We start from the raw sequence: 12,506 nt of genomic DNA, 5'->3' as shown, positions 1-12,506 counted from the left end.
ATTGGTTAAATTTTACTCAGCCTACTGCCGCTGGCCGCACAAGGCTGGTATACTGCGCGCCCTTTTTTCCCGATTCCTGTTAAACGAACAATTCTGAGGTGGCTTGTGGATTATCCCGTGCGTTATGACGTCATTGTGGTTGGCGGTGGCCATGCCGGTACCGAGGCGGCGCTGGCCGCGGCGCGTACCGGCTGCAAAACCCTGCTGCTGACCCACAACACCGATACTGTCGGTGTGATGTCATGCAACCCGGCCATCGGCGGGATTGGCAAAAGCCATCTGGTTAAAGAAATCGACGCACTGGGCGGCGCCATGGCGCGCGCCACCGACAAAGCCGGTATCCAGTTCCGCATTCTTAACAGCCGTAAAGGCCCGGCGGTGCGTGCTACCCGCGCTCAGGCCGACCGCGCGCTGTACCGCTCGGCGATTCGTCATATTGTGGAAAACCAGCCAAATCTGGATATCTTCCAGGCCGCCTGTGACGACCTGATCGTACAGGGCGACGGCGTTGGCTCCACCGTCTGTGGCGTAGTCACCAACACCAATATGCGCATTCACGCCACCAGTGTGGTGCTCACCGCCGGTACTTTCCTTGGCGGACTTATCCACATCGGTATGGAAAACCACAGCGGTGGCCGTGCCGGTGACCCGCCGTCGATTGCGCTGTCCAAGCGTCTGCGCGAAATGCCGTTTAACGTTGGCCGCCTGAAAACCGGTACGCCGGCGCGTATCGATGCGCGCAGTGTCGACTTCTCCGTGATGCAGGTGCAGCCGGGCGATGCGCCGCTGCCGGTGATGTCCTTTATGGGTTCGGTGGACGAACACCCGGAGCAGGTAAACTGCTACATCACCCACACCAATGAGCGCACCCACGAGATTATCCGTAATAACCTTGACCGCTCGCCGATGTATGCCGGTGTGATCGAAGGGATCGGCCCACGTTACTGCCCGTCGATCGAAGACAAGATCACCCGCTTCGCTGATAAAACCAGCCATCAGGTGTTTGTTGAGCCGGAAGGTCTGAACAGCAACGAACTCTACCCGAACGGTATCTCCACCAGTCTGCCGTTCGACGTACAGCTGGATCTTATCCACAGCATCCGTGGTTTTGAAAATGCCCACGTCACCCGCCCGGGTTACGCCATCGAGTACGACTACTTCAATCCACAGGATCTGAAGCACAGCCTCGAAACCAAATTCGTTAACAACCTGTTCTTTGCTGGTCAGATCAACGGCACCACAGGTTACGAAGAAGCCGGTGCCCAGGGCCTGCTGGCCGGTACCAACGCCGCCCTGCGCGCGCTGGAAAAAGACGCCTGGGTACCGCGCCGCGATCAGTCGTATATAGGCGTGCTGGTCGACGACCTGATCACCATGGGTACCAAAGAGCCGTACCGTATGTTCACCAGCCGCGCGGAATATCGCCTGGTGCTGCGTGAAGACAACGCCGATCTGCGTCTGACCGAAGTCGGCCGTGAGCTGGGTCTGGTCGATGACGAGCGCTGGGCCGCGTTCAGCACCAAGCGCGAAAGCATCGAGCAGGAAGCGCAGCGCCTGAAAACCACCTGGGTGCAGCCGGGCAGCGCCGAAGCCGCTGCGCTGGAAGCCAAAGGCGAAAGCAAGTTTGTGCGCGAATACAGCCTGCACGATCTGCTCAAACGTCCGGGTCTGGAATACAACGATGTTGCTGGTCTGAAAGGTGAGCCGGTGGCTGATCCGCAGGTCGCCGAACAGGTTGAGATTCAGGCCAAGTACGACGGCTACATCGCCCGTCAGCTTGATGAAATCGAACAGCTGCGCCGCTATGAAAACACCAAACTGCCGGCCGACCTCGACTACGACGCCATGGGCGGCCTGTCGAACGAAGTGAAGCAGAAGCTGAATACCCTGCGCCCGGAAACCCTTGGCGTGGCTTCACGTATTTCCGGTATTACCCCGGCGGCTATCAGCCAGATTCTGATTCACCTGAAAAAGAAAAACGCGGTAAATAAGCTGAGTGCGTGATGCTTAGTTACTGCTGACCCCTGAACCATATGCTGCCCGAACAGGAAAATACGGACCGCATATGGTTTGCCCTGTTAAGGGCTTCATCCGCCCAATGCCGCACCTGATGCCATTGCTCAGGCTGTCGCTGCTGTATATTGTGCAAAGACTCAATTTTATCCGGCTAAGTATCAGTGCCTTGGCCAATATCGTGACTAAAGGAATAGCCGATGCTACGCCATCTCCTCAGCTGCCTGCAGCGCGCTGTATCACGCCTTACAGAATCCCGGGTATTTACGTTTAATAGTGAGCCTGAATGGCATATCAGCGTACTGCGTTGGACAACGCTCGTTTTCTACGGCTGGCTGGGCGCTGTGGTGGTGTATCTGCTGTGGCCGTGGCTGTCGTACCTGCGCCCGGAGCGTTTATTTTCACTGACTGATAAGCCAACCCTCTATGTGCTGTTGCAGGTTACCTGGAGCCTGGTGGCGGTGTTGCTGGTGCTGGCATTGCAGGACAAATTTTTTATCCGTTTTCCGCGCAAACGCCAATCCGTTTATTGCATCGATATCCAAACCTTTGTGCGCTACCCAACGCTGCATGTCAGCGTGGTTACAGGCATTCTGCTATTGCTGTCGACCTTTGATGGGACATCCGCTCCAGGCGGTAGCAGTCTGCTGGTTATTTCCAGTGATGCACTGCAACTTCCGGTATTGATCGAAGAAAAAGAGACGCGTCATTTGCCTGTTTTGGGCGGTGATGGGCTGAGCATTTTCTTCCTGATTTACGCTTTTATCCTTGCTGTGCGGACGGCATACCACGTCAGAACTTTGGCTGCTGAAACAGAAAAATCCAGATCAACAGAAGCACTCAATTTACTGACATGCAGTGATAGCCAGTTTGAGCAATGGCTACGAAAGGAAGAGGGCGAAAAGACGCTGGATTTCTTTGACCGAGAACCTTATGTCGAACGTATGCTGGTACGCACCGAACAGACCACAGGCAAGAAGTCACAGCGGAGCAAAGGCCAGATTCTGCTGGGGGAGTTTGGTTCAGGTAAAACAACCATTGTTAATTTACTGGAAAAGAAATTAGGCCCGGAGTGGATTGTATCGCGCTTTGACTGCTGGCAACGGTCGGGCAAGCCGCAAGAACTTGCCGCTCAACTTATTGAGCAGATTCTTCATGATGTTGGTCAGCAGATTGAAGTGACCAGTCTGGCGAGCCTGCCAGAGTCTTTCGCCAGTGCCTTGTATGGCAGCAGTCACTGGTGGCAATTGCTGGATATCTGGCTGCGCCCGGATACGCCGGAACAGGTCATAGGTAAGCTGGATAGTCTGCTTAAGGTGAATAACCGCAGACTGTTGTTGGTGATAGAGAATGTGGACCGCAATGAAGAGCGTGAACATTTCATTAATATTATTGCAGCGATATTGGACAAACTTCAGCAAAGCAAAAACCTTAACCATATTGATTTTATCTTCAGCGCCGATGAAGCACGTCTGGATAAAGAATTGCTGTACCGAATTGCTGATTACAGAGAACGAGTGGCGACTTTTATTTCTCCCGAGCTTCTCATCCGGTTTATGGCCCTGTGTCTGGACAGTGCGTTAAGCGGACGAAGGAATGGTGAGTCATTGATTATTCCCTATCTGAGTAAAGATTTTTTATTGCCAGGTGATGCGCAAGGAAAAATTGAAGCGGTTAAAAGTGCATTCGGAATACAGTCAGGTAATGGTAAGTCGGCAATCTTTAGTAAGGAATCTAACGAAAATAAAGTGCTGATGGCACTCACAAACATTCTTTCCAATCCACGCCGGCTTAAGCATGTATTGCGTGATATGTATCAACGCTGGCTGGATGAACTGAAAGGTGAAGTCAATCTGTTTGATCTGTTGTTGTACTGTACAGCGAATGACGAGGGATCGATAAGAGATGGGATGGATAAATTCACCGAGAAGGACTTAAACGGTTCAGGTGATAATCCTTTTCTGGCAGGAACCAGCAAGAAACCGAAAACGCCTGTGGATTCAGACGCTGAAACCACTGCGGATGCCTCCTACGGCGATTCGGATTTGATAGCGTTTTATCTCCTTAATGGGGATTTAGCTCCAGGCCATCCATGCAGATCGTCTATTTGTCAGCCTGTTATCGACAAGGAAGGAGTGTCGGAAGACGTATTTGAAAAATACCGTAAGGTAGTGGATATAGGCGTTGTTAAAGGCTACGCCAGTAGCGATCAGGAGTTCCTGGGAAATTATATAAAAGCCTCATCTAAGAGTGGTGATCCACAAGCACTGGCAGCTTGTCTGAACTTCGCCTTATCGTCATCCCATCATCTGGTGATCTTTGAAAATCTGCTGATATCGATGACGGAGAAGTATTTTTCTTCAGTTACTGAATTATATCGGTTTTCCAATCGCGCCATCGTTCTGGCCGATCAGCGTTATGCCGATACTATGAATCGTGTTCTTAATCCACTGATCCGGCTTTGCTTTAGGGTGATGAATTTTGACGCTAGTGGCGGTGAAAGTCATGCCGATAAACTTGAAGAAAAATTAATCGCAGCATTAAAAAATCTGGCTGAGCATAAGCAGTACAGTTATATATTGCGCTCTCTTTTATTCATAGCATCCAGCAGAGCAAGTGACCTCGCTTTGCGTGTTATCAATACTGTGGCAAAAAGTGTGTTTACCCGCGATTTTTCTAACAGCATGGCAGATGCATTTGAAAAAAATGAAGCCGGAACTCATGAATTGCAGTATGAGTACATTTCGCTGCTGCCAGCTTTGGAGAAAGCTGAACAAATCATCGGTAAAGAAAGTTTACGCGAGGCTTGTCACTCCTTTTTAATCGTAATGGGTATCAAGCTCACAAAGGATGAGGGCATTCTTGCGGAGTTTGCTCAAAGGTACCCCGAAAAGCTGGATATGATTAAAGAAATCATTAAAACGGGTATAGAGGTAACGGTTCTCGACAGAACCGAACTAAACGCCTGGCAGGAACTGCTGCGGGTCTTGCCGGATGCCAAGAACACTGATAATTCACAGCCGCAGGATAAGTAACCATCCTTACCCGCATAGGGGCGCTTAGCCCTCCTGACCCGGAGTTGATCGATTGTTTGCGATACTTTTGTGCACTAAATTGCACAAAAAATAGTCGAACCTTAGTTTTTGTGCAGAATATTGCATTTTATTGCCTTTCGGCGTAAAAATGGTGCACTAAATTGCACATATCAGGTCGGCTGCTTATGGCAGACACATTAACGCTGGAAACCTGTATCGCCGGTCAGTGGCAGAAAGCCTGCTCGCTCCGGTTCCACGAACCGGCCGCCGGTCGCTCCGGGCCGGTTACTCTGGAGTATGACGCGGCCTATGTCGCCCGCTACCAGAATAATCCGGCTGCGCTGGTCAGCCTGCGCTATCCGCTGGATTTCTTTCCCCATGAGTGCGAACACTGGCCAGCATTCTTGCTGGATATTCTGCCCATGGGGGCCGCGCGCCGTTATTGGGGGCAACGGCTGAATCTGGTCAATCCGGAACACCCCAGCCATGATTTTATGCTGCTGCAACAGGGTGCCAGAGCGCCGGTCGGCAATATGCGTATAAAAGAATCCTGCCCGGTTGATATACCTCCTGCGCGTGGTTTCCCCATCGCTGACGTGCTCAGCCGTGATACCGGGTTTCTTGATTACGCCCGGGAGTGCGGTGCGACAGTGGGGGGGGCCAGTGGTGCCGGCGGAGAAGCGCCTAAGTTTCTGCTGACGAGGGGCAAAGACGGTTTGTACTATCCGGATGCCACGCTGCCGGATGATCTGGCCGATGAGTTCTTTCTGGTTAAGTTTCCCCGGCAAAGCTCCCACAATCATCGTCCGCTGGACAGTGATTTACTGATTCTGGAAACCGAGGCCGCGTATTACCGGATTGCCAGCCGCCTGGGATTTGACACGATTTACCGCTCACCCTGGTCTTTAACAGGCGGTAAAGGAGAGCAGATTTTTTTCCCTGTCTCTACCGAACATTCCATAACCCGCCCAAGCCTGTGGCTGCCGCGTTTTGACCGGGGAATCACAACGTCTGCGGTTGACCGCATCGGGGTTGAGTCATTGTATTCGTTGGTCGGCTCGGTTGAACCGGGAGCCAGCATTGCGCATACGGAGTATCTGCGCTGTCTGGTATCAGCCTGGACTGGTCATGGTCAGCAGGCTGAAGTTCCTGAACTGGTGGAGGAATATGTGCGCCGTGATCTGTTAAACGTGGTTCTGGGTAATAGCGACAATCATGGCCGCAACACTTCTGTGCTCCGGCTGAATAATCATCTTCAGCTTGCCCCGGTCTATGACCTTGCACCTATGGTACTGGATGAGTCTGGCATTACCCGTACCAGCCGCTGGTCGCAGGCCAACGAACTGGGGGGCGAATTTAACTGGCGTGGTATCTGTGAAGAGGCGTCCCAGGTTGGTTATGGCGTTACGGCCGACGACCTCTGGCGCACATTAACAGCCTTAGCGAAACAGTTAGTGGCTTTGCCTCGTCTGGCTGAAGAGTACCGGGTGCCATCGCAGGTTCTGCAGCAACGCACAGGTAAGCTGAATCTCAAAGGAGTAGAACAACGCCTGACATACTGGGGGCTGCTGCCATGATGATACCAACGGCACAGCAATTGAAAGCGATGAGCAGAACAGAGCTGCTCTCGTTTGTTGAACGCGGCGTTTTTGCAGGTGAACTCTCTTTGGGGGCCGCCCTTAAAATACTGCGCAAGTATGTAGCGGGTCTGAATCAGGCAGATTTTGCCGAGCTTTGCGGTGTTTCCCGCCGCACTCTGGCAGCGCTGGAATCCGATGAAGGTAATCCAACTCTGCAGACTGTAAATCAGGTACTGAAATTATTTGGTTTAAGACTGGGGTTAGCGCGTTTGTACCCATAACGTCACTTTTAACCCGCACGGGCTTGATACGAATCAAGCCCGTTTTTGTTTCTGCTGCCACACTGGGCCATTCCGAGGTTTCTTAAAACACATAAATGGAGTCGTGTTATGAGTGGCGAACAACAGGTGATCGATTTTTTACTGCAGTTGCTGGATGACGCAGCGGTACAGAATCATGAAATCAATGGCCCGTATCTGGAAGATATTCTGTTCACTCAGCTGCTGACCCGCCTGGCGGCACGGCGCACCGAAAAAGACATTCTGCATCAGGTGCAGTACCACCTGAATTTTGAGCAGCGCAATCTCAGTAAGGATGAGTTTGTCGTTACCCGCGGCTGCTGATGTTCTGCAGCCGCCAGCCTGCACGGATCAACCTGAAGAGATCAGCTGGGCAGATCAAACTGGACAGATCAGCTGCGCAGGTTTTGCTGCCCCAGCAACCCGGTGAGCACCGGTGAGACAAACTGGCGTTTCACCGTCACCGCATAAAAGCTCTCAAACACATTGGGCAGAGTCATAAACTCCTGCAGTGTGCCCTGCGCAATCTCATCTTTTACTACCACGGTTGGCAGTACGGTCAGCGCGCCGGTGTCACGTGCCAGCAGACGCAGCATCGCCATATCGTCGGCCTCGGCCTGGACGTCCGGTTCGTAATTCCAGCGGCTGCAGAAGCCATCGAAGGCGCTGCGCAGCTCGGTACCGCTGGCCGGTAACACCCAGCGCCGGCCTTCATACCCCTGCGGGAATTCAGCCGCTGGTTTTTGCTCTGGCGGCCCGACCACAGCCAGTGGCTGGCGCGCCAGTAACTGGCTTTGCCACAGGGTTTCCTGCCCCTCTGCGGCGACGTTGCTATTGGTCAGAATCAGGTCGAACTGATGGGTGGCGAGACCGTTCAGCAGGTTGTCCATACCGCGCGCATGCAGGCTGAAACGCACTTTCGGCTGGCTGATCAGCGGCGCAATAAAGCCCTCGATAAAGTTACGCGACATGGTCGATAACACGCCGATCCGCAGCTGCTGATATTCCGGCTCAATCCCATGGCGCAACAGTGACTCCAGCTCTTCACCACGACTGAAAATATCATTGGCATAACCCAGTACCCGCTGGCCGGTGGCGGTCAGCCGCAGGCGGCGGCCGCTGCGCTCAAACAGCTGGGTATCCATGCTTTCTTCCAGCGCACGGATCTGCGCCGACAGCGCCGATTGCGACACATGCAGCTGACGCGCCGCTTCGGTCAGGTTGCCCAGTATGGCGACGCGCCAGAAATAATGCAGATGATGATAATTGAGCCGGCTCATCTGATTGTTCTCTAAAAGTGAATGAAATGTGAGTTTATATCTATTTTACCTATAGCAACCAGTGCGCAGATACTGCGCGCACCTGAACCCATAACAGAGGTTGCGTACCATGAGTATTTCCTCTCTGCTGATGGCCATCGTGCTGGCGGCGATCCCGCTGACACTGATTCTGGCCGCTGTTCCTGCCGGTCTGCAGACCCGGCGTTTTACCTTCAGTGACGATCAGCGCTGGCGTTTTGCCTGGCGTGCGGCGCAAATCATCAGCCTGTTAACCCTGAGTGCAATCGCACTGGCACTGCTGCTGCCGGACGCCGGTTTGCACTGGCTGAGTGACCAGCCGTTGCGCCTGACGCTGTTACTGCTGCTCAGCGTGATGGCACTGGTGGCGGTGAAATTCTCACGCCGTTATCTGGCCGCCGATCCGGGTTTTGGCCGTTATCTGCGCTGGCTGTTGCTGACCCTGGCGGCGGTGGCGCTGGTGTTTATCAGCAATCATTTGCTGCTGTTTGCCCTGGGCTGGATTGCCATCAGTCTGGCGCTGCATCAGTTGCTGATGTTCTACCCTGAACGTCCGCGCGCGGCGCTGGCGGCGCATAAAAAATTCCTGCTGGCACGGCTGGCGGAAACCTCTCTGCTGGTTGCCTTTTACCTGCTCTGGCAACAGCACGGCACGGCCAATATCGACACCATTATCAGCGCTTATCAGGCGTCAGCAGCGCTCAGCCTGAATGAGCAGATTGCCGCCGTGCTGATTGCCCTGACCGCGCTGATCAAATGTGCGCAGCTGCCGGTGCACGGCTGGCTGATTCAGGTGGTGGAAGCGCCGACGCCGGTATCCGCACTGCTGCATGCCGGGGTGATCAACCTTGGCGGCTTTCTGCTGATTCTCTTTGCCCCGCTGTTTTTACAGGTGGCCGCAGCGCAGTGGCTGGTACTGGTGGTGGCCGGTCTGACGACGGTACTGGCGGCACTGATTATGACCACCCGCATCAGCATCAAGGTTCGGCTGGCCTGGTCCACCAGTGCGCAGATGGGTCTGATGCTGATCGAGTGTGCTCTGGGCATGGTGGAGCTGGCATTGCTGCATCTGCTGGCGCACTCGGCTTACAAAGCCTGGGCGTTCTTAAGCTCCGGCTCGGCGGTACAGCAGCATGTGCAGCAGTCACTGCTGATTGCTCCGCCAGCGGCGGCGCGCCGCTGGTTGCCGGCGCTGATAGCAGCGGCTGGTCTGGTGGCAGCGGCCTGGTGGTTCAGTGTTCAGTTGAGTGCTCAGTTGCATACCGGCATTCAGCCCGTCAGCGGCTGGTTACTGCTGGCATTGGCGCTGACCACCTTGCTGGTACAGCGCGCGTCAGGCGCATGGACATTGCTGCTGGCAGCTGGTCTGGCGCTGGCTTACAGCCTGCTGAAAATCCTGCTGCAGCCGCTGAGCGGTGAGCTGTCGGCGGCGCTGCGTCCCGGACTGTTCAGTGCCGCAGATCTGTGGGTAAGCGCCCTGTTTCTGCTGCTGTTCTCTGTCTGGTGGCTGCTGCGTTACCGCGCCCACTGGCCGCTGGTGCAGCGCTTATCGCTGGCCCTGTTTGCCGGCCTGTATCTGGATGAATGGTTTACCCGTATCACCCTGCGTCTGTGGCCTGCCCGCCTGCCGGTACGGGCCAACCCCAAGCAGTTAGCGCCACATCAGGGGGCAAAACACGTACTGGCCAGCGGCCGGAAGGAGCAACTGTTATGAGCACACTGACTGTATCAGCACAATGTTCTGCACGTCTGGCAGCGGTTGAGACCGCCGGAAACCGCGTGGCGCCGACCTGGCCGCTGGATCAGTTAATCGCGGTAAACCCTTTGTGGGAGCTGCGCGATCAGCCATTTACCGCTGCCGCCGCCCGCCTGGAAGCGCTGGGCCGGATGCACTGTCTGATGCCGGCAGAGTATTACGTCCGGCAGTGGCAGCGCAGCCGTATCACCGATGCTCATTTGCAACTGGCCGCTGCTGAATTCGGTGTGGAACAAGACAGCGCCAGCCTGCTGCAGGCGCTGAAACAGCCGGGAGCAGAAGCACACTGGCACAATGTGTCAGACCTGCTCGACAGCACCCGTGACCGTCAGCACCAGATGGCCTGGCGCGATGAAATCAGCCATCAGATCAGCCAGTTCTGCGCTGCTTTTTGTCAGCAGCCGGACCATCAGTCGGCACACAACCTGTACCTGAGCTGGGTCAAGCAGATCCGCGCCGACCGTGGTATTGCCATTCTGATGGGCGAACCCGGGCTGACCAGAGCCTTCCGTGAGCTGCCGGATAACCCGCAGGCGCTGACCCTGATCGCGCTGGATGAGCTTGGGCTCACTCATGTCGCGCAGATTGAAGCCTACTGCCATGCCCTGCTGCTCGATATTAACGGCTGGGCTTCCCGGTTTGCCTATGAGCGCTGGCAGTCGCGGCTGGAGGGCGCCGGCGACGATGCCCTGCCGCAACTGATCGCCATTCGTCTCGGCTGGGAGCTGGCGCTGTGGCGTCACTGGCAACTGCGCCACAAGCAGGCTGCACAGCAACTGCAGCAGCAGTGGTACAGCCAGTTACCGCAACTGAGCATGCTGGTTGAGCAGCAGCGGCTGGCCCAGAAACCGCTGTGGGTATGGCAGCGCGCTGCCGAAATTGCCCGCCAGCAGCAGGAGATGCAGATACTGGCGCAGAAGCCGCTGGCCACCTCGCCGCAGCCAAAACTGCAGGCCGTCTTCTGTATTGATGTGCGTTCTGAAGTGATGCGTCGCGCCCTGGAGGCCCAGAGCCCAGATATCCAGACATTGGGATTTGCCGGTTTCTTTGGTCTGCCGCTGGCTTATACCCCGGTGGGCACCGATCTTAAGCGGCCACAGTTGCCGGGATTACTGGCCGCCGGTCTGCGCGTCAGCGAAGGCGGACATGAAGCCCAGGCGCTGGGTTTTGCCAGAAGGGCGCAGCAGCAGAAAGCTGCCGCCTGGCATGACTTCAGCCGTGGTGCGGCCTCCGCGTTCAGCATGGTTGAAGCGGCGGGCCTGAGCTACGCCGCCAAGCTGTTGCGTAAAACCTTTGGCCTACAGGCTGAGGAGCACCCGGTCAACGATCTGGCTGTCAGCGGCCAGTGGACCCTGTGGAACGGCGAGCGGCCGCTGACCCTGAGCGAAAAAGCCGATCTGGCCGGCAACATTCTGCAGGCCATGAGCCTTAAACGGCTGGCGGGCGAAGTGCTGCTGGTCGGCCATGGCAGTCATACCACCAACAACCCCCATGCCGCCGGGCTGGATTGCGGTGCCTGTGGCGGTCAGACCGGTGCGGTGAACGTGCAGGTGCTGGCACAACTGCTGAACGACGAAGCGGTGCGCAAGGTGCTGGCTGAACGTGGCCGCATCATTCCGCACTGCACCCGTTTTGTGGCGGCGCTGCATAACACCACCACCGATCATATCCATTGCTTCGGCAAGGTGACGGATATGGCTGCGCAGTGGCTCGCTGATGCCGGCATTCTGGCTCAGCGGGAGCGTGCTGTGGCGTTGGGTCTGGCCGACAGCGCACTGCTTAACCAGCCGCAGCAGCTGGATGCGGCCCTGCGTCAGCGCGCCCTCGATTGGTCCGAAGTACGGCCCGAATGGGGTCTGGCTGGCAACAGCGCCTTTATTGTGGCGCCGCGCAGCCGCTGCCGTGGCCTGAACTTCGGTGGCCGCACCTTCCTGCACGATTATGTCTGGCAGGACGACAGCGGCTTCAGCGTGCTGGAACTGATTATGACCGCACCGATGGTGGTAACCCACTGGATCAATATGCAGTACAACGCCTCGGTCACCGACCCGCTGAAGTACGGCAGTGGCAACAAAGTGCTGCACAACGTGGTGGGGGGTAATCTGGGCGTATTTGAAGGCAACGGCGGTGATCTGCGCATCGGCCTGCCGCTGCAGTCAGTGCACGATGGCCAGCAGTGGATGCATGAGCCACTGCGGTTGAGCGTGTACATTCAGGCGCCTGCCGAGGCTATTGCCGCCATCGTTGCCCGCCACGAAAGCGTGCGCCAGCTGGTGGATAACGACTGGCTGTACCTGTTCCGCCTGGACGATAACGGTGTGGCCGCACGTCTGTATCAGGGAGCATGGCAGGAGCCAGCCTGTGGCTGATACCCTCGGGCTCTGCGAAGTGGTGCATCGATTCATAAAATTCAGCGCCGCACGACCCATAAAATTCAGCGCCGCACGGCACACTGTGCCTGCGGTTTTACCCAGACATATCCGGTTAGCGCACAGGCCGATCCGTTCGATTGCCCGTGCTGTAAC

General features: G+C 55.8%; 8 protein-coding genes. 7 read left to right on the top strand and 1 reads right to left on the bottom strand.

The window, feature by feature from the left end:
• The first annotated feature begins 105 nt into the window (after positions 1 to 105).
• The 5 genes from mnmG to LGT44_RS00185 all read left to right on the top strand — a co-directional run bounded on the left by mnmG (position 106) and on the right by LGT44_RS00185 (position 7,251).
• The gene (gene mnmG, locus LGT44_RS00205) at positions 106 to 2,004 is read left to right on the top strand and encodes a tRNA uridine-5-carboxymethylaminomethyl(34) synthesis enzyme MnmG (RefSeq protein WP_145467348.1); all 1,899 of its coding nucleotides are present in this window, start codon (positions 106 to 108) and stop codon (positions 2,002 to 2,004) included.
• Positions 2,005 to 2,213: 209 nt separating this feature from the next.
• Complete coding sequence (locus LGT44_RS00200) at positions 2,214 to 5,048, top strand: P-loop NTPase fold protein (RefSeq protein ID WP_230331746.1); 2,835 nt, start codon at positions 2,214 to 2,216, stop codon at positions 5,046 to 5,048.
• 185 nt (positions 5,049 to 5,233) lie between these two features.
• Positions 5,234 to 6,625: a type II toxin-antitoxin system HipA family toxin gene (locus LGT44_RS00195; protein ID WP_230331747.1), complete on the top strand. Its 1,392-nt coding sequence runs from the start codon at positions 5,234 to 5,236 to the stop codon at positions 6,623 to 6,625.
• The gene (locus LGT44_RS00190; RefSeq protein ID WP_230331748.1) at positions 6,622 to 6,909 is read left to right on the top strand and encodes a helix-turn-helix domain-containing protein; all 288 of its coding nucleotides are present in this window, start codon (positions 6,622 to 6,624) and stop codon (positions 6,907 to 6,909) included. Before LGT44_RS00195 ends, LGT44_RS00190 begins: the two co-directional genes overlap by 4 nt.
• A 108-nt stretch (positions 6,910 to 7,017) precedes the next feature.
• Positions 7,018 to 7,251, top strand: coding sequence for a hypothetical protein (locus tag LGT44_RS00185; RefSeq protein ID WP_145467350.1), 234 nt, complete (start codon positions 7,018 to 7,020; stop codon positions 7,249 to 7,251).
• 68 nt (positions 7,252 to 7,319) lie between these two features.
• On the opposite strand, the gene LGT44_RS00180 is transcribed toward LGT44_RS00185, so the two are convergent.
• Positions 7,320 to 8,207, bottom strand: a complete 888-nt coding sequence (locus tag LGT44_RS00180; protein ID WP_230331749.1) for a LysR family transcriptional regulator — start codon at positions 8,205 to 8,207, stop codon at positions 7,320 to 7,322.
• 109 nt (positions 8,208 to 8,316) lie between these two features.
• Between LGT44_RS00180 and LGT44_RS00175 the strand changes: the two genes are divergently transcribed.
• Together LGT44_RS00175 and LGT44_RS00170 are read left to right on the top strand one after the other, a co-directional pair.
• Complete coding sequence (locus tag LGT44_RS00175) at positions 8,317 to 9,939, top strand: NADH-quinone oxidoreductase subunit L (protein ID WP_230331750.1); 1,623 nt, start codon at positions 8,317 to 8,319, stop codon at positions 9,937 to 9,939.
• The gene (locus LGT44_RS00170; protein WP_230331751.1) at positions 9,936 to 12,350 is read left to right on the top strand and encodes a YbcC family protein; all 2,415 of its coding nucleotides are present in this window, start codon (positions 9,936 to 9,938) and stop codon (positions 12,348 to 12,350) included. Before LGT44_RS00175 ends, LGT44_RS00170 begins: the two co-directional genes overlap by 4 nt.
• The last annotated feature ends 156 nt before the right edge of the window (positions 12,351 to 12,506 follow it).

The sequence above is a fragment of the Thalassolituus alkanivorans genome (genome assembly GCF_020447205.1).
Taxonomy (GTDB): Bacteria; Pseudomonadota; Gammaproteobacteria; order Pseudomonadales; family Oceanobacteraceae; genus Venatoribacter; species Venatoribacter alkanivorans.
This window is presented reverse-complemented; position numbering and strand designations above follow the sequence as displayed.